Genomic DNA, 21,035 nt, shown 5'->3' with positions numbered 1-21,035 from the left:
AAAAATTGCCTACAAATGAAAGTAAGACTCATTTTATGATCATTATACAGTCTTATCTTTGGGAGGAGGTGAATGGCATGAACAAGACAGATTTAATCAATGCTGTTGCAGAAGCAAGTTCCCTTTCTAAAAAGGACGCAACAAAAGCAGTTGACGCTGTTTTTGATTCTATCTTAGAAGCTTTAAAACAAGGTGATAAAGTACAATTGATCGGATTTGGTAATTTCGAAGTTCGTGAGCGTGCGGCTCGTAAAGGTCGTAACCCACAAACTGGTGAGGAAATTGAAATCGCGGCAAGTAAAGTACCTGCATTTAAACCTGGTAAAGCGTTAAAAGATGCGGTTAAATAATCCTTACATATTACAGGGAAGAAGAGTTTCCTTTTAGGAGGCTCTTCTTTTTGCTTTTAAAAACATAAATATGCTAGAATGTGTTCGTATCATTTTTAGGTTTCTTGGGAGGGCTAGCGGATGGCAAAAGTTAACTTAGAGCAAATTGAACATGCAGTGCGCCTTATTTTAGAGGCGATTGGTGATGATCCAACTCGTGAGGGAGTACTTGATACACCAAAACGAGTTGCAAAGATGTATGCAGAAGTATTTTCAGGAATGCATGAGGACCCAAAAGAACATTTACATAAAGTGTTTGGGGAAGATCATGAAGAACTTGTATTAGTAAAAGATATTCCATTTTACTCCATGTGTGAGCATCATCTTGTTCCGTTTTATGGAGTTGCTCATGTTGCATATATCCCACGTGGCGGAAAAGTAACGGGCTTAAGTAAGTTAGCTCGTACTGTAGACACGATTGCGCGCCGTCCACAGCTGCAAGAGCGTATTACATCAACAGTAGCAGACTCTATCATGGAAGTGTTAGAACCGCATGGTGTTATGGTCGTGGTGGAAGCAGAACATATGTGTATGACAATGCGCGGTGTGAAAAAGCCAGGTGCTAAAACAGTAACTACAGCTGTACGTGGTGTATTAGAAAACGATGCAGCAGCACGCAGTGAAATTTTGTCTTTTATTAAGTCTAAGTAAAGAAAAGCGGGAAACTGCTTTTCTTTTTTATTTATGAGTAGTTGAGATCAGTGCGGAATGAAGAACAATGTACATGGATGAAAGCTTCACTTTATTTGAGACAACCAAGTTTTCATTATAGAAAATCAAATGTATGTGTTATAATAGGTTTTATGAATTAGAAAACAAGGGTGATTTTTTGTGTGTGACATCTACAGAGGATATGCGGATATAAAGGAGCAGTTGTTAGAAAAACTGCGCCATCCTTATTTTATAAATTATATTGAGGAACCATTTGTTGATGAAGAAAAGGTAGTACTTTTATACACCGCTTTAAAGAATGCAAATTTACATAAAGAACAAATTGAACATTATGTAGTAACAATTATGCTTGTACAAATTGCGCTTGATACACATGAAAAAGTATCGAATAAGGCAGATCAAGAAGCAAGTGAATCACATAAGTGTCGTCAACTCACAGTTCTTGCAGGAGATTATTATAGTGGTTTGTACTACTATTTATTATCAATGAATTGTGATATTGTTTTAATTCGTGCGCTTGCAGAAGGGATTAAAGAAATTAATGAGCATAAAATCATGCTGTATCAAAAGGCATATCACACAGTAGATGAAATCATTGAAAGTGTTATGACAATCGAATCGGCGCTTTTACAAAAAACATGTGATCATTTTCAAATATCACATTGGAAACCATTTATAGCACATGTATTAGGGAAAAATCGTCTTCAAAAAGAGTATCGATTGCATGCTGAAAAACAAAGTGCACCTGTTTTTGAAGCGGTTCGAGCCATTTTATTAAATGATGATGAAAAAAATGTGAAAACCGTCTTTGAGGATTGGTTAGAAAAATTGAACAAGCAGAAACAAATATTTTTGCAAAATCATAAAGAATTTGGAGATATCGTTTCTACTTTAAAAGACAATTTGAACACTTAAGCAATTTTATATTGGAGGAAGGGTAAGAGCATGCAGCAATCAAAAGAAGAAAGAGTACATGACGTCTTTGAGAAGATCTCTGATAAATATGATGTAATGAATTCAGTAATTAGTTTTCAAAGACATAAAACGTGGCGTAAAGAAACGATGCGCATTATGGATGTTCAACCTGGTAGCAAAGCATTAGATGTATGCTGTGGAACCGCAGATTGGACGATTGCACTTGCAAATGCAGTAGGGCCAAATGGTGAGGTGAAAGGTTTAGACTTTAGCGAAAATATGCTAGCTGTTGGGAAAGAAAAGGTGAAGGCTTTAGGATTAGAGCAAGTAGAACTTATGCATGGGAATGCGATGGAACTCCCATTTGAGGATCATACATTTGATTACGTAACAATTGGATTTGGTTTGCGGAATGTTCCAGATTATATGCATGTATTGAAAGAAATGACACGAGTAGTAAAACCTGGCGGGAAAGTAATTTGTTTGGAGACGTCACAACCAACGATGATTGGTTTTCGTCAAATGTACATCTTGTATTTTAAATATATAATGCCGCTATTTGGAAAATTGTTTGCGAAAAGTTATAAGGAATACTCCTGGCTTCAAGAGTCAGCAAGTACATTCCCAGGAATGAAGGAATTAGCTAGAATGTTTGAAGATGCTGGACTTGAGCGGATACAAGTAAAACCATTTACCTTTGGAGTAGCAGCTATGCATTTAGGGGTTAAGCCAGAATCAGAATAGAAAAAAGATGTTTTAGGTTAAGGTGAACAATATGAAGTTACAACTTATGTACTCTTTTTTACGATCAGATATTAATGTGATAGAAAAAGAATTAAAAAAGACGGTTGCTTCTGAGCAACCGTTAGTGGAAGAGGCAGCACTGCAACTGATTGAAGCTGGTGGGAAACGAATTCGCCCTGTATTTGTACTTCTTGCAGGGAAATTTGGGGAATATAAATTAGATGCGATTAAGCATGTAGCGGTTGCATTAGAACTTATTCATATGGCATCCCTTGTTCATGATGATGTGATTGACGCTGCTCTATTGCGACGTGGCAGTGCAACAGTGAATGCAAAATGGGGAGATCGTATTGCGATGTATACGGGAGATTATTTATTTGCAAAATCTCTTGAATGCATTACGAATCTAGAGGTTCCAGAAGCTCATCAAGCCTTGTCTTATACCATTTTAGAAGTATGTAAAGGTGAGATTGAACAAATTAAAGACAAGTATAACTATGATCAAAACTTACGAACATATTTGCGTAGAATAAAGAGAAAAACGGCGCTGCTCATTGCTGCAAGTTGTCAGTTAGGTGCAATTGCTTCTGGGGCAAGTCGCGATACGGTAAATCGCTTGTTTTGGTATGGGTATTTTGTCGGCATGTCGTATCAAATTATCGATGATATTTTAGATTTTGTTTCGACAGAAGAGAAACTTGGCAAACCTGCTGGTGGAGACTTATTGCAGGGGAATGTTACACTTCCAGCTTTGTATGCGATGGAAGATCCGAAGCTTCGAGAGAAAATTGTATCTGTTCATGAAAATACAACAGCAAGCGAAATGAAGGAAATCATCTATGCTATTAAAATGAGCCCGGCAATTGATCGAGCATTTGCATTTAGTGAACGTTATTTACATAAAGCTTTAGAAGTGATTAAACCATTGCCGAGAGGACAGGCGAAATATGCTTTGCAAAATGTAGCAAAGTATATTGGAAAAAGAAAATTTTAATATTTTTCTAAAAAACAAAAAAATCTCTCTATTTCAAAACTATTGCACAATTGTGATAAGGGTGTTAATATGTGTGTGGGGATATACAATTACATACATAATTCAGAAGTGGAGAGATTTTTTTATGGAAAAAACATTTCTAATGGTAAAACCAGACGGCGTACAACGTGCCTTCATTGGGGAAATTGTAGCTCGTTTTGAGAAAAAGGGCTTTCAATTGGTTGGTGCGAAATTAATGCAAGTTACTCCGGAAATTGCAAAGCAACATTATGCTGAGCATGTAGAAAAGCCTTTCTTTGGTGAATTGGTAGATTTTATTACATCTGGACCTGTATTTGCAATGGTATGGCAAGGAGAAGGTGTAGTAAATACTGCTCGTAACATGATGGGGAAAACAAGACCACATGAAGCAGCACCAGGTACAATTCGTGGCGATTTCGGTTTAACAGTTGAGAAAAATGTAATCCACGGTTCTGATTCTTTAGAAAGTGCTGAACGTGAGATCGGTATTTTCTTCAAAGAAGAAGAGTTAGTAGATTATTCAAAATTAATGAATCAATGGATTTACTAATTATTTTAAAATAATTTGTAAACGCTTTAATAACTGTGATAATAGTGAAAAGTGCAAGAGGATGATGATTTTCCTCTTGCACTTTTTCGTTTCTAATAGTTACGAAGCTAAGTTTAGTGTGATATATTGATACATAAAGTAAACGTTCGATTCATAAAGAGCTTTCCTTTTGACAATTAACGGAATCGAAAATTATAGTTAAACAAATAGCGTGTTCTATCATGCGATTTCAGTGTTTTTAGCATGGCGCGTAGAACATGAAATACATATAAGAAAAGAGGAATAACCGATGAGATATATAACAGCTGGTGAGTCGCATGGTCCACAACTGACAACGATTTTGGAAGGGATTCCGGCAGGTTTACCTCTAGTCGCGGATGATATAAATGCCGAGTTAGCGAGACGACAAAAAGGGTACGGCCGCGGGAGACGCATGCAAATTGAAAAGGATCAAGTTCAAATTGTAAGTGGTGTAAGACATGGTCACACAATTGGTGCACCCATTGCACTTGTTGTAGAAAATAAGGATTTTACCCATTGGACGAAAATTATGGGAGCAGCCCCTTTAACTGAGCAGGAAAAAAAGGAAATGAAACGACAAATTACAAGGCCAAGACCAGGGCATGCCGATTTAAATGGTGCCATTAAATATGGTCATCGAGATATGAGAAACGTACTTGAGCGTTCTTCAGCGCGTGAAACAACAGTTCGAGTAGCGGCAGGCGCTGTGGCAAAGAAAGTGCTAGCAGAGCTTGGTATTAAAGTCGCAGGACATGTGATCGAAATTGGTGGTGTGCGCGCTGAACAAACAACTTACGAAACAATTGAACAGCTGCAAGAAATTACCGAAGCATCTCCTGTTCGTTGTTTAGACGAAGAAGCTGGGAAAAAGATGATGCAAGCGATAGATGATGCGAAAGCAAGTGGCGATTCTATTGGCGGTATTGTAGAAGTTGTTGTGGAAGGCATGCCAATTGGAGTTGGAAGCTATGTGCATTATGATAGAAAGCTTGATGCGAAATTAGCAGCAGCAGTTATGAGCATTAATGCCTTTAAAGGTGTGGAAATTGGTATTGGGTTTGAAGTGGCTCATCGTCCAGGAAGTCAAGTTCATGATGAAATCCTTTGGAACGAAGAAGAAGGATACACGAGAAGAACGAATCATGCTGGCGGTCTAGAAGGTGGTATGACAACAGGCATGCCAGTTGTCGTTCGCGGGGTTATGAAACCTATTCCAACATTATATAAACCTCTCCAAAGTGTTGATATTGAAACGAAAGAGACTTTCTCAGCGAGCATTGAGCGCTCTGATAGTTGTGCTGTACCAGCGGCAAGTGTTGTAGCGGAAGCAGTTGTTGCATGGGAGCTGGCTACAGCTTTAGTGGAGCAATTTGGAGCAGATCGCATGGATTGTATTCGTGAAAATATTGAGAGACATAATGAATACGCGAGGGAATTTTAATGGAAAGTATACACATTCAAACAACATCAAAAAAATATGATGTATATGTTGGCAAACATGTACTATCCTCTTTGAAAGAGTTTGTTCAACATATGAAACCAGCTGTTTCAAATGTCATGATTATTTCTGATGAATCTGTTGCAACTTTGCATTTACAGAAAGTGAAAGAGGCTTTGCAAATAAAGCAAGATGTGTTTTCATTTGTTATTCCAAGTGGAGAAAAAGAAAAGTCATTTGAAAATTTCTATGCAGTCCATACAGCGGCACTTGAGAACAAGCTCGATCGCAATTCTTTAATCATTGCACTAGGCGGCGGAATGATTGGCGATTTAGCAGGATTTGTAGCAGCTACATTTATGCGGGGGATTCGCTTTGTTCAAGTACCGACAACACTGTTGGCACATGATAGTGCAGTGGGCGGGAAGGTAGCTATTAATCATCCTTTAGGGAAAAATATGATCGGGGCGTTCCATCAACCAGAAGCGGTGTTATACCATACGCCATTTCTAGATTCACTGTCTGAAACAGAATGGCGCTCTGGATTTGCTGAAGTAATCAAACACGCTTTAATCGGAGATGTAGAATTATATCATTGGTTAAAAAATAATGTGACAACATTAGCGGATTTACGAGATGATAAATTAGTTTATGTATTAAAACGTGCAATTCCTGTTAAAGCGAAGATTGTAGCGCAAGATGAGACAGAAAAAGGAGTGCGTGCGCATTTAAACTTTGGGCATACGTTAGGACATGCTTTAGAAAAAGAATTAGGATATGGCAATATCACACATGGTGACGGTGTTGCAATCGGCATGTTATTTGCTGTATTTTTAAGTGAACAAATGTATAAGATTGACCTCGGGTATAAAGAGTTAAAACAGTGGCTTTTGCAGTATGGCTACCCAAGCATGCCAAGGCATTTGAATGTGGAGCGTCTTGTAAATGTGATGAAACAAGATAAAAAAGCAAATGCTGGAACAATTCGTATGGTACTTATGCAGGAATATGGGGGCGTGCATGTCGTATCTATTTCAGATAAGACCGTTCACACTTCATTAGAAGCATTTCAAAAAGATATGGCATTGGATGAAGAAATGAATTTTTAATGATGGTGACGGCTGTAAGAGAGTATGTAGTATAAGAAACGGTTTCTTATATTGCCGCTGGATTAAACAAAATGACTGGGGGAAGAAAAATGAAAGTGAAAGAGCAGTTGTTAAGTTTAAATGCGTATGTACCTGGCAAAAACATTGAAGAAGTAAAGAGAGAGTATGGACTATCGAAAATTGTTAAGCTAGCATCGAATGAAAATCCATTCGGTTGTTCGAAACGTGTAAAAGAAGCATTAACTTCATTAACTGAGCAATATGCACTATATCCAGATGGCGCTGCATTTGAACTTCGTCAAAAAGTAGCGAATCATCTGAAAGTGCAGCCAGAGCAACTTCTATTTGGTAGTGGATTGGATGAGGTTATTCAGATGATTAGTCGTGCTTTATTACATAAAGACACGAATGTTGTGATGGCGAGTCCGACTTTTTCTCAATATCGTCATCATGCTGTTATTGAAGGGGCTGAAGTTCGTGAAGTACCGTTAAAAGATGGGGTTCATGACCTAGATGCCATGTTTGAGCAAGTAGATCACAATACACGCATTCTCTGGATCTGTAATCCGAATAATCCGACTGGTACATATGTAGAAAAGCAGAAATTACTTTCATTTTTAGAGAATGTTCCAAAGTCATCACTTGTTATTATGGATGAAGCATACTATGAGTACGCAGGTGCTGAAGATTATCCGCAAACATTACCACTTCTTGAAAAATATGAAAACCTTATGGTGTTACGTACATTTTCGAAAGCTTACGGATTAGCTGCTTTTCGGATTGGGTATGCTGTAGGACACGCAGAGTTAATAAAGAAGTTGGAAGTAGCAAGATTGCCATTTAATACATCGACTGTTGCACAAGTCGTGGCATCAGTGGCAATAGATGATCAATCCTTTCTGCAAGAATGTGTGAAAAAGAATGCGGAAGGTTTAGAACAATATTATCAATTTTGCAAAGAATATGATGTGTTTTATTATCCATCTCAAACGAATTTCATTTTTTTAAAGATTGGTCTTCCGGGTAACGAAGTGTTTGAGAGATTAATGCAAAAAGGATATGTTGTTCGATCGGGTGCACCGTTTGGTTTATTGGATGGTATTCGTATCACCGTTGGTTTAAAAGAAGAGAATGCTGAGGTTATTGCGTTGCTTGCAAATTTCGTGAAAGAACATGTGAAGAAAGAAGAGACATACTCTTAATTGATAATAGCGGCCTCCTATAAGGGGAGCCGCTTATTTTATTCCGCTATTTTAGGGCAGTAAGACTCTCACCGCGAGATTCAAGGAGAGTGGTGAAAGTGAATATCGATGCTTGTAGTCTGATCTGTAATTTGTGAAATGACATTGTGAAAAGTTTCGTTTTATGTGTTTGCACGGCAGAGAAAGAAAGCTGTACAATAGAGATAGATAATACATATATAAGTAAACATATAGGAGGGAAAAGGATGGCAAATATAAGGCGAGAAAAAGGATTAAATGGAACGATTACGATACCTGGAGATAAATCGATTTCACACCGCGCTGTTATGTTTGGAGCGATAGCGGAAGGTACAACAAAAGTTTCAAATTTTTTATTAGGAGAAGATTGTTTAAGTACCATTGCATGTTTTCGAAAACTCGGTGTGAAAATTGAACAAAGTGGAAACGATGTCACGATATATGGAAAAGGATTAGGTGGGTTGCAGGAGCCAAAAGAGGTATTAGATGTGGGGAATTCCGGAACGACCATTCGTCTGATGCTTGGTATTTTAGCAAATGTACCTTTCCATTGTACAATAATAGGAGATGATTCTATTGGAAAACGTCCTATGAAACGTGTTACAGGTCCTCTTCGTCAAATGAATGCACAAATAGATGGTCGAGAAGATGGACAATATACACCATTATCGATTCGAGGCGGGAATGTAAAAGGGATACATTATCATTCTCCTGTTGCAAGCGCACAAGTAAAATCAGCAATTTTACTTGCTGGATTAAAAGGAGAGGGTATTACAACGGTAACGGAACCATTACAATCACGCGATCATACTGAGCGTATGCTACGTGCATTTGGCTGTACAGTAGAAGTAACGGACCAAACAGTTTCACTGCGAGGAGGACAATCTCTCATAGGAACGGAGATTGAGGTGCCTGGTGACATTTCTTCAGCAGCCTTTTTCCTAGTTGCAGGTGCGATTGTTCCGAATAGTAAAATCGTCTTAAAAAATGTTGGCTTAAATCCAACGAGAACAGGGATAATAGATGTTTTGCAAAAAATGGGGGCAATTCTTTCGATTGATCATGTACGAAATGAAGAATTTGAGCCATGTGGAGATATTACAATTGAAACTTCAAAATTACAAGGAATAGAAATTGGAGGCTCGTTAATTCCAAGATTAATTGATGAAATTCCTATTATTGCTTTACTAGCGACACAGGCAACTGGCACAACGATTATTAAAGATGCTGAAGAACTAAAAGTAAAAGAAACAAATCGTATTGATACAGTTGTAGAAGAACTGCAAAAGCTAGGCGTAAAAATTGAAGCGACATCAGATGGTATGATTATATATGGAAATCAGAAGCTACAAGGAAGTATTGTTGATAGTTATGGGGATCATCGCATTGGAATGATGCTTGCGATTGCTTCTTGTATCGCTGATGGCAAGGTTGAAATACAAAGAAGTGAAGCGGTTTCCGTATCTTATCCAAACTTTTTTGATCAGTTGGCATCTTTGTAAATAAAAGGAATGCACTTTATTTGAGAAAATTCTTTTCCACTCCTTTTAGTTGCTTAGTAGTCAACTGTTGTTTATGATTAAGTGAATAGATGAGAATATTTTTAGATTAAAGGAGATATATATGCAAAAGTTTGAACAAGCTGTTTCCTATATTGAAAATGGAGAGGTAGAAAAAGGTTTACAGCAATTAAAAGAACAGGTGAAGCAAGGGACGGACGAGGAGAAATACGATATTGCTCGCTATTATCATACACTTGGGTTTGTGGAGGAAGCGCTCGCGATTGTAGAAGATTTACACCTTCTATATCCTGAAGAAAGTGAATTTACAATATTTTTAGCAGAGCTATATATTGATTTGGATAAAGAAGATGAAGCAATTGAGGTACTTCATGATATTCCTGAAGATGACGATTTTTATGTACAATCTTTATTACTTGTTGCAGATTTATTCCAAATGCAAGGTTTTGATGATGTTGCCGAACAAAAACTATTAAAGGCGAAAGAAATCATGCCAGAAGAGCCTGTCATTATATTTGGTCTTGCTGAATTGTATAGCAGTAAAGGAGAAGAGAAAAAGGCGATTCAGTATTACCAATCATTACTTGCTGAACATAAAGTAATGGGAGGTGTTGTTATTGCTCTTCGCCTTGCAGAAACGTTAAGTGCGATTGGAAATTGGGAAGAAGCAATCCCTTATTATGAAGAAGGATTGGAAGAACAGAAAGATATTCATTCTTTATTCGGATATGCATTTACTCTTTATCAAGGAGAAGAATATCAACGAGCAATTAATGTTTGGCAAGAATTGAAGGAATTAGACCCAGAATATGCATCATTATATATGTATTTGGCGAAATGCTATGAAAAAGAAGGGATGCTTCAAGAAAGCTATGAAACACTTCACGACGGTATTAAAGTCGATGAGTTGTCCGTGCCGCTTTATGTAGAAATGGCAAATATTGCAGCGAAGCTAGGAAAGATGGCGGAAGCAGAAGAAGTTCTTCAAAAGGCTCTGCAATTAGATCCAGGACATTTAGGAGCAACATTAAAATATGCCTATATCTTAAAAGAGCAAGAGAAATACGAAGAATTAATTCGTGTTGTAGAACATGCAAGAGAAAGTGGAGAACAAGATACGCAATTACTTTGGGATCTTGCGTTTGCTAAAAAACAATTAGAAATGTATTCGGATGCATTAAAACACTATGAAAGTGCATATACTTCTTTTAAGAATCATCCAGATTTCTTGGAAGAGTACGGTTACTTCTTATTAGAAGAAGGTATGCGAAAAGAGGCGAAAGAAGTATTTACGCGCTTAATACAACTAGATCCGACACAAATTCATATTGAGGAATTGTTATATAATTTAGAGGATTTTTCATAAGTTGGAAGGAAACTGAATGCTACTTCTTGAATCTAAATAAAAAAAAGAAAGACAGAGGAGGGACTTAGGCGCTATGAATACCCCTGTTTCTGTAAACGAGAAGAAGGATTTTGTGAAATGGTTTTTAAATAATTACCAACTGAAACAGCGTGAATGTGTATGGATTTTAAATTATTTAATGAGTCACGATCAATTAATGCATAAAGTTCACTTTGTAGAACATGCAAAATATTGTCCGCGTGGCTTGATTATGTCAGCTAATTGCGTGAAAGAAACTCCGTTTCATTTTTTTAAACAAAATGTAATGACAACGGATGCGGAAAAATCTTTTCATGATATTCGTCTCAATCGGGATGAAGATATTTATATTCAACTTAATTTTAAATCATCGTTCCAAAACCCAAATTATGTGGCAGTATTGGAGGAAAATCCATATTTACCAAAGCATATTGAAGTAAATGAGAAGGATCGTTTACTTGCAGAGCGCTTTTTAGAAGAAAGTGTTTTTTCATTCCGAAGAAATCGTCTTTTAAAGCAAATTGACGAGGCGTTAGACAATCATGATCAAGAAGCTTTTCGTAGACTAACAGCTGAATTGAAAACTTTATAAATATTTTTGTTGTTTATTCCGCTATTTTATGAGAAGCGAGACTCCGCCTTAAGATGTGGAGCAACAAGAAAGATAGTAAGAAGTAGGCCTTTTCATCAGTAGGGATGAAGAAAACTCCTGCTGCTTAAATCTTCATTTTATTTTTGACAACTTTCTGACTTTTTAAGAAAAACTACCTATATTGGGTGGTTTTTCTTTTTTTACCTGTTTTAGTATGGTTTAATATATATAAAGTGAAAGTTCTGTCAGTTGTATAGAGATTTATGAGAAGGAGGGATGAAAGTTGAGATGGGCTGTAAAAGATGCAGAACAGTTTGTACAAGCAAGGGAATATGTAGATACGTGTATTATACCTCTTCTCTCAATTTCAGTAGCGAAAGAGATGAAGGCGCTTGTAGAACAAGGAGAATTTATTGAGGTTTTGAGCATGGCGTTAGAGAGAGAATATAAAGGGAGAGTTCTGCTATTACCAGCTTTTACTTACTTAGCAGAAAATCAAGAAAAAGAGAAAGAGAGACTGGAAGGATGGACGAATCATTTACAAGAGCAAGGGATACAGCATATTGTGTATGTGACAAGTGACGTTGCTTGGAAACAAGTTAATGTATCACAAGGACAATTATTTTGGTTGCCAGCTATATCATTAGATCAACTTAGCGATCAAGCAAAAAGAGAAGTCATTCATGCTCATATTAAAAATATAATGGACTTATTAACTGAAAAATGGGAAAATATAAAATAAATATATATTTCTCATTATTGGGAGAAGTGTGATATTGACCTGCGAATGTGGGTATTATATCATGATAGTGTCCTAGTTTTTATTTTTATACGATTTTGTCACGAGGGGACAATTTCTGATAGAGGGGGGAAATTTTCGTGAGTGAGAAAGAGCATCGTGTATCAAGAAGACAGTTTTTGAACTACACACTTACAGGTGTGGGAGGATTTATGGCAGCTGGAGTTTTAATGCCGATGACACGCTTTGCACTTGATCCAGTATTAAGAAAAGAAGATGGGGGAGAGCTGGTTGCTGTTGCACAAGTAAAAGAGGTTACGACAGAGCCAAAACGTTTTGATTTTAAAGTAAAACAAGTTGATGGATGGTACAAGTCTGAGGAGCCTAAATCTGCATGGGTGTATAAAGATGAAAGCGGAGACATTGTTGCGCTTTCTCCGGTTTGTAAGCATTTAGGTTGTACAGTAAACTGGAATTCTGACAAGGCACATCCAAATCAATTTTATTGCCCGTGTCACGCTGGACGGTACACAAAAGATGGCGTCAATATTAAAGGTACACCGCCTCTTGCTCCATTAGATGTGTACGAATCGAAAGTAAAAGGTGGAACACTTTATTTAGGAAAAGCTAAGCCACGAGGGGGTGCGAAATAGATGTTAAATAAAATTTATGATTGGGTAGACGAGCGGCTAGATATTACACCGATTTGGCGTGATATTGCTGATCACGAAGTGCCCGAACATGTCAATCCAGCACATCATTTCTCAGCATTCGTTTACTGCTTCGGAGGACTTACATTTTTTGTAACAGTTATTCAAATTTTATCAGGAATGTTTTTAACGATGTACTATGTACCAGATATAAAAAATGCTTGGGAGTCAGTTTACTATTTACAAAATGAAGTTGCATATGGACAAATTGTTCGCGGTATGCATCATTGGGGCGCTAGTCTTGTAATTGTAATGATGTTTTTACATACACTTAGAGTTTTCTTTCAAGGTGCTTATAAAAAGCCTCGTGAACTCAATTGGATTGTAGGCGTTCTTATTTTCTTTGTTATGCTAGGTCTTGGTTTTACCGGATATTTATTACCGTGGGATATGAAAGCGTTATTTGCAACAAAAGTAGGGATTCAAATTGCTGAGCAAACACCGCTCATCGGTCCTTATATTAAAACTTTACTTGCTGGTCATTCCGAAATTGTCGGTGCTCAAACATTAACTCGCTTCTTCGCTATTCACGTCTTCTTCTTACCAGCAGCACTTCTAGGCTTAATGGCCTTCCACTTCATCATGATTCGCAAACAAGGTATTTCCGGTCCGCTATAAGAATTACAAAATTAAAGGGGAAAAGAAATAAAGGAGGGAGATTATGCATCGCGGCAAAGGGATGAAGTTTGTAGGAGATTCGCGGGTACCTGTAGTTAGAAAACAAAATATTCCGAAAGATTATTCCGAATATCCGGGCAAAACGGAAGCGTTTTGGCCAAATTTCTTGTTAAAAGAATGGATGGTTGGTGCCGTTTTTTTAATCGGCTATTTATGTTTAACAGTGGCCCATCCATCACCGCTTGAGAGAATGGCAGATCCCACAGATGCAGGATATATACCATTGCCAGACTGGTATTTCTTATTTTTGTATCAGCTCTTAAAATATTCATACGCTTCAGGGTCATTTACAGTAATTGGAGCATTTATTATGCCAGGTATCGCTTTTGGGGCATTAATGTTAGCGCCGTTTCTTGATCGTGGCCCTGAAAGACGCCCGTTGAAGCGTCCGGTAGCAACTGGATTTATGCTGTTAGCAATCGCGTCTATTGTTTACTTAACTTGGGAGTCTGTAGCACATCATGATTGGGAAGCTGCTAAAAAACAAGGTGAAATTGTTAAGACGGTACAAGTTGATAAAAACGATGAAGGCTATAAATTATTGGAAAAGAATACATGTTTAACATGTCACGGCGATAATTTACAAGGTGGAGCAGCAGCGCCAGCACTACAAAACTTAACGTTAAAGCCAGAAGAAATTGCTAAGATTGCAAAAGATGGAAAAGGGGCAATGCCGAAAGGGGTATTTAAAGGAACGGACGAAGAATTGAAGAAACTTTCGGAATTTATAGCAAAATATAATGAAAAATAAGAAGGAAGCCGACTGCAAATTTGTAGTCGGCTTTGTTAATGAAAAGAAAAACTTTGCTATAATAGAGTAGAATTTTTCTTTATTATTTATGCGTAACAAGATTTTATGTTGTGTGAAAGGTGTTGTACAGAGAGAGTGATATATTTATATGCAATTTTAAGGCAACGTTCTGTTTTATGGTTGTTGCTGATTGTTAATATATTGGGAACAATTTATGGATTTATTTGGTATGAAGAGCAGTTGAGAGAGACATCGTATTTATTTTGGCCTTTTGTTCCAGATAGTCCGATGGCAAGTTTCTTTTTTGTATTTGTTTTAATCGCATTTTTACAAAAGAAAAATTGGGGGTTGATAGAGGCTTTAGCAATTGTTACTTTAATGAAATATGGCATTTGGGCTGTTGTGGTGAATGGGATTCTATTTGTAATAAAGGAGCCGCTTGGAATGATGAGTTATATGCTCGTTTTGTCGCATCTTGCAATGGCTATGCAAGGGCTATTATATGCACCGTATACCCGCATGAAAAAATGGCATCTTATTATTTCAGGTCTATGGATTTTACATAATGATGCGATTGATTATTTATTTTGGCAAATGCCACGGTATGGCATTATGCATTTGTTCGTAGATAAAATTGGTTATTTTACATTTTGGCTCAGTATAGCTGTATTAGGAATTACGTATTATTATTGTTTCAGTAGCAGACGAAAACAATTTTCATTATGAAATAAATAAAGGATTGGGGAAAGTAAATGAATAAAAATCAGATAGGGATAAGGTTACTACATCGCTTCATAAACTTAATCGTCTCGTATTGCATCGCATTTTCTATTTTTGCGATCGCAACGGTAATCGTTGTCTATGGAAAATGGTTATATTATGCGGATATACATCTTTTAAATATACCAGATTTAGCAAATATGAGTGAGTCAGAAATTAAGAAGAATTATGATGTACTGATTACATATCTTTCACCTTTTTATGAAGGATCATTACAGTTTCCGACATTACATATGTCCGCAGAGGGAAGAATTCATTTTGTGGATGTGAAAAATATTTTAGTACATATTCAATACGGAATGTGTGTAACGATCATAGTGGCCTTGCTAGGTGGATGGTATATGTTACGTAAGCGACAAATTAAGTTTTTATTAAATGGTGCTATTTTAACGATTACTATTCCGGTTATACTGATATTACCGATTGCTATAGATTTTGAAAAGAGTTTTATACTATTTCATAAACTTTTATTTCGCAATGATTATTGGCAATTTGATAGTGAAAAGGATCCGGTTATTAATATGTTACCAGAGGTATTCTTTATGCACGCGGCATGTGGGATATTATTGCTCATTTTAGGTGGAAGTCTACTATCTTATTGTTTATATAGATATGTAAAAAGAAATTTTGCTTAGCTGGAGAAATAATTTTCAGCTTCATTCTGTTCTATTCTTGTCCATCTCAACATATTTTGTACTAGTAGTTATAGGGGGGACAGGAATGAAGCGAGCATTGTTTGGAATGATAGCATTTCTGCTTATCATGTTTCCAGTACGTATATATGCTGAAGAATGGAATGAATTAGCAGGACTGTTAGATGACTCTTTGCAACTTGTCAAACAAAAAGAGGATGAAAGAGCAATTCAAGTGTTACAACATTTCTCTAAGCAATTTGTACAAAGTGAATATACAAAGCAAAAAAAAGTGACACCTGCTCATTTTCGGATTATTTCATTAGCATATGAGAAAGCGCAGCAATCTCTTGAAGGAAAACATGTAGATAGACAAATTAAGATAAATGATACGTTAGCGCTCCAATTGGCAGTAGATGCTGAGGTGTCTAAATATCAACCGCTATGGATGGAGCGAGAAGAGTCGGTGATGGGAGCCTTTGCAAAGATGGAAAAAGCCATGCAACAAGAAGATGAGGCTGATTTTCAACAATCATTAAATACCTTTTTGTATGAATTTGATATTATTTATCCAAGCCTTATGATTGCGTTGCCAGAAAATCAAACGCAGCGTGTGAATGCTCATTTATCCTATTTGGATGAATTTCGGAATATGATGTTGAAACATAAAAGTGGTCAAACGCAATTAGGCATTATTAAAGGAGATTTGCAAAAAATATTTCAAACAGTAAAGAAAGATGGGATAGATACATCTCTTATTTGGTTTATGACTATTACGGGTGGGATTATTTTATTCACATTAACATATGTTGGATGGAGAAAATATAAAGGAGAGAAGGCGAAGCGTAAAAGTAACCTTACATCTAAAAATCGTTAATATTACGAATAAAGGGAAGGATTGTAAGGTTTCTTTATTGACAATGTTTCAAGAAAAAAATAGAATGAAAAGTACTAATAATTAAGACTTAGGTGGAGGTTCATGATGTTTTACTTAATTTACTTCGCAATCATTATGATCATACCGTTATATGCACAGTCTAAAGTACGCAGTGCTTATAGTAAGTATTCACAAGTATATTCTACATCAGGTATGACAGGAGCGGAAGTAGCTCGAAAAATATTAGATGAAAACGGTTTGTACAACGTTGCAGTAGAAGAAACGCCAGGGCATTTATCAGATCACTATGATCCAACAACAAAGACAGTTCGATTATCGACAGATAACTATTATGGACACTCTGTTGCAGGAACAGCTGTAGCAGCCCATGAAGTAGGGCATGCGATTCAGGACGCAAAAGATTATAACTTTATGCGTGTTCGTCATTCTCTCGTTCCCGTTGCGAATTTTGGATCAAATATGTCATGGGTTTTTGTTTTAATTGGTATATTTGCTCAAATGTCTGGTTTATTACTATTAGGAATCTTTTTAATGGCAGCAGGTGTACTTTTTCAGCTTGTTACTTTACCAGTTGAGTTTGATGCATCTAAACGTGCGATGCAACAAATTGAGGCACTTGGGATTGTATCAACGGATGAGTACGGTCAAGCTCGTAAAGTATTGAATGCGGCGGCGTTAACATATGTAGCAGCAGCGGCTGTTGCAGTATTTGAATTATTGCGTCTCGTATTAATTTATACAGGTATGCAGCGCAGTGATGATTAAAGGCTATCGATTTTGATAGTCTTTTTATTTTCTATCCATATAGGATAAAACATTTCGATTCTTTAATTTGAGAGTAGAAGTATAGGAAGACAGCGTGCAGTGAAAGGATAAAAATGAGAAAATAAAGAACAAGTACAATAAGTGCAGGTGATCAGATGCAATATCCAGATTTTTTAATTCAGCATGTGAAAGAAAAGAGCACACCTTATCAATTGGAAGGTTTTTTAAGTGGACAAGGCCCAAAAAATCCGAAATTCATGCTTGTTGGCGAAGCACCTGGTGAGACAGAAATTCACAATGGTATTCCGTTTAGCGGCCGGGCAGGAAAACATTTGATGGAATTTTTAAATCATCTTCATATTACGAGGGAAGAAGTGTATATTACGAGTGCAGTTCGAAGTAGACCTTATAAATGGAAAGAAAAAAAAGAAAAAAGCGGGGAAGTGATTCAGAAAAAGTATAATCGAACACCAAATCAAAAAGAGATTGTTGCGCATGCTCCGTTATTAGATTATGAATTGGAACAAATAAAGCCGCGAATGATTGTCACGCTTGGAAATATTGGACTGCAGCGTTTAGTGGGACGAAATAAGAAGATTACGGATGTTCACGGAAAACTACTGAAGCAATCCGTACGAAAGCTAAAAGATATAAATAGCTCGGAATTTGTATGGACAAGAAAAGAGTATTATATCTTTCCTACCTTTCATCCAGCATCTATTTTTTATAATCGAAGTTTATTGGATATTATATACGAAGATTTAGAAAAGTTGAAGGAGTACATACATCATTAAAAGAGAGAGAAAACTTTTCTCTCTCTTTTAATGATGTAACGGATTTTTATTTTCATCGAGGGTGAATCCTTCACCGACGACATCGTGCACATCACTAACAGCAACGAAGGCGTGAGGATCAATGGAAGTGATAATGTTTTTTAATTTAACAATTTCATTTTTAGCAACGACACAATATAATACATTTCGCTCCACTTTTGTGTAGGATCCAACCGCTTTTAAAAAAGTTGCTCCGCGGCCCATTTCTAATGAAATTTTGTTAGCAATTTGGTCATTTTTATCAGAAATAATGGTAGCACCTTTTGCAGCGTAAGCACCTTCTTGCATAAAATCAATGACTTTCGCCCCGATAAAAACAGCAACTAATGTATACATGCCTTCACGATAAGATAAGTATGTAAGGATGGAAACAACAATCACAACTGCATCAAACATAAACATCGTTTTTCCCATACTCCAACCGATATATTTATGGGCGAGCCGCGCAATAATATCAACGCCGCCGGTCGTTCCGCCATACTTAAATATAATTCCAAGGCCAATACCAATAAATGCACCTGCAAAAAGTGCTGCCAATGTCATGTCGTTTTGCAAGTTTACATGTAGTTTAAACAGTTCATAACGTTGAAAAATCCATAAGAAGAAAGATACGCTAAAGGTTCCAATTAACGTATATAAAAATGTTGTTCGACCAAGCAATTTCCAACCGACGAAAAATAGAGGAATGTTTAAAATTAAGTTTGTATAGGAAGGGTCGAGTGAAAAGAGGAAGTATAATAGTAATGTAATACCTGTAAATCCACCTTCTGCTAGATGGTTTTCAATATTAATATTAACAATACCGAAAGAAAAGATAGCGGAACCAATAAGAATGAAAATAACATTGTGAATCTGCAAGTTTGTCTTCATATAGAAAGCCCCCTCAATCATGTAATGATTTGCATTGCTCCGCTTAAACGGCCAATAGATGACAAAAAAGAATAGCCAGTAAGAGTTCAGGTAGTTTAGGCGAATCTTTTATAAAAACAGCATTGTGAAAGAGAATTTCACTTTATTATAGTCTATCCAAAAAAACGGAGCAAATCGGTAAATATGGGGGAATAATATTTGTCAAATTGCGATGAATTGGCTAACATGAAAGAGGAAGGAATAGAGGTGAACAAGATGCAATCAAAAACGATGAAAGATATGCAAAAGGAAGTAGATGCATATATTGGTCAATTTAAAGAAGGCTATTTTAGTCCGCTTGCAATGATGGCTCGCTTAACAGAAGAAATGGGTGAACTTGCAAGAGAAATCAATCACTATTACGGTGAAAAACCAAAGAAAACGACTGAAAAAGAGATAACGATTGAAGAAGAGCTTGGCGATGTATTATTTGTGATGATTTGCATGGCAAATAGTTTAAATATTGATTTAGAAACAGCGCATAACACTGTAATGAATAAATTTAATACACGTGACAAAGATCGTTGGACACGCATTGAAGAGGGAGAGGAAGAATGATGAAAGACATTAAAGTAATTATTGCAGGACCTAGGGGTCGTATGGGACATGAAGCAGTTCTTCTTATGGAAAGAACACCGCATTTTCAATTTGTAGCAGCTGTTGACTATAAACATGGTGGGGAAAAGATTTCAGACTTACCAGGAATGCCTGCGTTAGATGTTCCGATTTATGAAGATTTACATACTTGCTTAGGTGAGATTGAAGCAGATGTGCTATTAGATTTAACAACACCAGAGGTAGGCAAGAAGCATGTGACACTTGCGGTTGAACGTGGCCTTCGCTCCGTTATTGGCACAACTGGATTTACAGAAGAAGAGTTACAGCACTTAACAGATACAGCGAAGGAAAAAGAAGTGGGAACCATTATTGCACCAAACTTTGCAATCGGGGCAGTATTGATGATGAAATTTTCTCAAATGGCGGCGAAATATTTCCAAGATGTTGAGGTAATTGAATTGCACCATGATCAAAAATTAGATGCTCCTTCTGGAACGGCTGTAAAAACAGTAGACTTAATTCGTCAAAATCGTGAGCCGAAGCAGCAAGGTCATCCAAATGAAACAGAGCAATTGAAAGGAGCACGTGGTGCAAATGTGGATGGTATTCATATTCATAGCGTGCGTTTACCAGGTTTAATTGCACATCAGGAAGTTTTATTTGGCGGGGATGGACAAATGTTAACAGTTCGTCATGATTCATTCAATCGAGCTTCCTTTATGTCAGGGGTAAAACTTTCTATCGAAACAGTAATGAACTTGGATCATCTTGTATACGGTTTAGAGAATATTATGGACTAAGGGAGAGATAACGGATGAAAATTGCCTTAATTGCACATGACAAAAAGAAAGATGATATGGTTTCGTTTGCATACGCATATAAACCAATTTTTGAACAACATGAACTTTTCGCGACAGGAACAACAGGCCTTCGTATTATGGAAGCAACAGGGCTTGCTGTTATAAGATATCAATCAGGTCCTCTTGGTGGTGATCAAGAAATTGGTGCTATGATTGCAAAAAATGATTTAGACATGGTCATTTTCTTCCGAGATCCGTTGACAGCACAACCGCATGAACCAGATGTAAATGCACTACTTCGTTTATGCGATGTATATGCAATTCCACTTGCAACAAATATGGCAAGTGCTGAAATGTTAATGCATGCATTAGATCGGGGAGATTTAGACTACCGAAAGTTTAGAAGATGAGGG

General features: G+C 36.9%; 25 protein-coding genes. 24 read left to right on the top strand and 1 reads right to left on the bottom strand.

The annotated features are described in order from the left end of the window. Positions 1-77 precede the first annotated feature (77 nt). From MR063_RS05995 to MR063_RS05895, 21 genes are all read left to right on the top strand, one after another. Positions 78-350 (top strand): HU family DNA-binding protein, encoded by a 273-nt coding sequence (locus MR063_RS05995; RefSeq protein WP_001043860.1) that lies wholly within the window; start codon positions 78-80, stop codon positions 348-350. A gap of 120 nt (positions 351-470) precedes the next feature. Beyond that, positions 471-1,040 (top strand): GTP cyclohydrolase I FolE, encoded by a 570-nt coding sequence (folE, locus tag MR063_RS05990; protein WP_242142651.1) that lies wholly within the window; start codon positions 471-473, stop codon positions 1,038-1,040. 180 nt (positions 1,041-1,220) lie between these two features. Beyond that, a complete protein-coding gene (locus MR063_RS05985) occupies positions 1,221-1,976 on the top strand; it encodes a heptaprenyl diphosphate synthase component 1 (RefSeq protein ID WP_242195223.1) in 756 nt (251 codons plus the stop codon). A gap of 30 nt (positions 1,977-2,006) precedes the next feature. Further along, entirely contained in the window at positions 2,007-2,720 is a 714-nt protein-coding gene (locus MR063_RS05980; protein WP_242195219.1) for a demethylmenaquinone methyltransferase, read from the top strand. Positions 2,721-2,751: 31 nt separating this feature from the next. Further along, a complete protein-coding gene (gene hepT, locus MR063_RS05975; RefSeq protein ID WP_242142654.1) occupies positions 2,752-3,714 on the top strand; it encodes a heptaprenyl diphosphate synthase component II in 963 nt (320 codons plus the stop codon). 124 nt (positions 3,715-3,838) lie between these two features. Beyond that, entirely contained in the window at positions 3,839-4,285 is a 447-nt protein-coding gene (ndk, locus tag MR063_RS05970; protein WP_011984311.1) for a nucleoside-diphosphate kinase, read from the top strand. A 289-nt stretch (positions 4,286-4,574) separates the two neighbouring features. Beyond that, positions 4,575-5,747 (top strand): chorismate synthase, encoded by a 1,173-nt coding sequence (gene aroC, locus MR063_RS05965; RefSeq protein WP_242195216.1) that lies wholly within the window; start codon positions 4,575-4,577, stop codon positions 5,745-5,747. After that, positions 5,747-6,853 (top strand): 3-dehydroquinate synthase, encoded by a 1,107-nt coding sequence (gene aroB / locus MR063_RS05960; RefSeq protein WP_242195213.1) that lies wholly within the window; start codon positions 5,747-5,749, stop codon positions 6,851-6,853. Before aroC ends, aroB begins: the two co-directional genes overlap by 1 nt. An 89-nt stretch (positions 6,854-6,942) precedes the next feature. Continuing rightward, the gene (gene hisC / locus MR063_RS05955; RefSeq protein WP_242195209.1) at positions 6,943-8,055 is read left to right on the top strand and encodes a histidinol-phosphate transaminase; all 1,113 of its coding nucleotides are present in this window, start codon (positions 6,943-6,945) and stop codon (positions 8,053-8,055) included. Positions 8,056-8,300: 245 nt separating this feature from the next. Further along, positions 8,301-9,575 (top strand): 3-phosphoshikimate 1-carboxyvinyltransferase, encoded by a 1,275-nt coding sequence (aroA, locus tag MR063_RS05950; protein WP_242195207.1) that lies wholly within the window; start codon positions 8,301-8,303, stop codon positions 9,573-9,575. A gap of 121 nt (positions 9,576-9,696) precedes the next feature. Continuing rightward, a complete protein-coding gene (locus MR063_RS05945) occupies positions 9,697-10,959 on the top strand; it encodes a tetratricopeptide repeat protein (RefSeq protein ID WP_242195204.1) in 1,263 nt (420 codons plus the stop codon). A 73-nt stretch (positions 10,960-11,032) separates the two neighbouring features. Then, positions 11,033-11,569: a ReoY family proteolytic degradation factor gene (locus MR063_RS05940; RefSeq protein WP_242142661.1), complete on the top strand. Its 537-nt coding sequence runs from the start codon at positions 11,033-11,035 to the stop codon at positions 11,567-11,569. Positions 11,570-11,852: 283 nt separating this feature from the next. Then, complete coding sequence (locus MR063_RS05935) at positions 11,853-12,311, top strand: YpiF family protein (RefSeq protein WP_242195202.1); 459 nt, start codon at positions 11,853-11,855, stop codon at positions 12,309-12,311. Positions 12,312-12,448: 137 nt separating this feature from the next. Beyond that, the gene (locus MR063_RS05930; RefSeq protein ID WP_242142663.1) at positions 12,449-12,961 is read left to right on the top strand and encodes a Rieske (2Fe-2S) protein; all 513 of its coding nucleotides are present in this window, start codon (positions 12,449-12,451) and stop codon (positions 12,959-12,961) included. Then, the gene (gene qcrB / locus MR063_RS05925; RefSeq protein ID WP_000932700.1) at positions 12,962-13,636 is read left to right on the top strand and encodes a menaquinol-cytochrome c reductase cytochrome b subunit; all 675 of its coding nucleotides are present in this window, start codon (positions 12,962-12,964) and stop codon (positions 13,634-13,636) included. A 43-nt stretch (positions 13,637-13,679) separates the two neighbouring features. Beyond that, positions 13,680-14,447, top strand: a complete 768-nt coding sequence (gene qcrC / locus MR063_RS05920) for a menaquinol-cytochrome c reductase cytochrome b/c subunit (RefSeq protein ID WP_242142664.1) — start codon at positions 13,680-13,682, stop codon at positions 14,445-14,447. Between the two features lie 135 nt (positions 14,448-14,582). Next, positions 14,583-15,173, top strand: a complete 591-nt coding sequence (lhaT, locus tag MR063_RS05915; RefSeq protein WP_472927034.1) for a lipoprotein heptaprenylglyceryl N-acetyltransferase LhaT — start codon at positions 14,583-14,585, stop codon at positions 15,171-15,173. 26 nt (positions 15,174-15,199) lie between these two features. After that, positions 15,200-15,862, top strand: a complete 663-nt coding sequence (gene lit / locus MR063_RS05910; protein ID WP_242195196.1) for a lipoprotein intramolecular transacylase Lit — start codon at positions 15,200-15,202, stop codon at positions 15,860-15,862. Between the two features lie 85 nt (positions 15,863-15,947). Beyond that, the gene (gene ypjB, locus MR063_RS05905) at positions 15,948-16,736 is read left to right on the top strand and encodes a sporulation protein YpjB (RefSeq protein WP_242195193.1); all 789 of its coding nucleotides are present in this window, start codon (positions 15,948-15,950) and stop codon (positions 16,734-16,736) included. A 102-nt stretch (positions 16,737-16,838) separates the two neighbouring features. After that, on the top strand, positions 16,839-17,522 hold the full coding sequence (locus MR063_RS05900; RefSeq protein WP_242142668.1) for a zinc metallopeptidase: 684 nt from the start codon (positions 16,839-16,841) through the stop codon (positions 17,520-17,522). 155 nt (positions 17,523-17,677) lie between these two features. Then, positions 17,678-18,316 carry a uracil-DNA glycosylase gene (locus MR063_RS05895; protein WP_242195190.1) on the top strand — a complete coding sequence of 213 codons (639 nt, stop codon included), beginning with the start codon at positions 17,678-17,680 and terminating at the stop codon, positions 18,314-18,316. A gap of 27 nt (positions 18,317-18,343) precedes the next feature. Here the strand turns inward: MR063_RS05895 and MR063_RS05890 are convergent, their stop codons facing one another. Continuing rightward, a complete protein-coding gene (locus MR063_RS05890) occupies positions 18,344-19,225 on the bottom strand; it encodes a YitT family protein (protein WP_242195186.1) in 882 nt (293 codons plus the stop codon). A 255-nt stretch (positions 19,226-19,480) separates the two neighbouring features. On the opposite strand from MR063_RS05890, the gene MR063_RS05885 reads away from it, so the two are divergent. The 3 genes from MR063_RS05885 to mgsA are packed head-to-tail and all read left to right on the top strand — an operon-like array spanning position 19,481 to position 21,032. Continuing rightward, the gene (locus MR063_RS05885) at positions 19,481-19,822 is read left to right on the top strand and encodes a nucleotide pyrophosphohydrolase (protein ID WP_242195625.1); all 342 of its coding nucleotides are present in this window, start codon (positions 19,481-19,483) and stop codon (positions 19,820-19,822) included. Next, positions 19,822-20,622 carry a 4-hydroxy-tetrahydrodipicolinate reductase gene (dapB, locus tag MR063_RS05880; RefSeq protein ID WP_242195183.1) on the top strand — a complete coding sequence of 267 codons (801 nt, stop codon included), beginning with the start codon at positions 19,822-19,824 and terminating at the stop codon, positions 20,620-20,622. Before MR063_RS05885 ends, dapB begins: the two co-directional genes overlap by 1 nt. A gap of 14 nt (positions 20,623-20,636) precedes the next feature. Continuing rightward, complete coding sequence (gene mgsA / locus MR063_RS05875) at positions 20,637-21,032, top strand: methylglyoxal synthase (protein WP_242195179.1); 396 nt, start codon at positions 20,637-20,639, stop codon at positions 21,030-21,032. Positions 21,033-21,035: the final 3 nt, after the last annotated feature.

This window comes from Bacillus cereus group sp. BfR-BA-01492 (assembly GCF_022662815.1).
GTDB lineage: Bacteria > Bacillota > Bacilli > Bacillales > Bacillaceae_G > Bacillus_A > Bacillus_A cereus_BD.
Note: the sequence above shows the minus strand (reverse complement) of the source record. Positions and strands in the feature narration are given on the sequence as shown.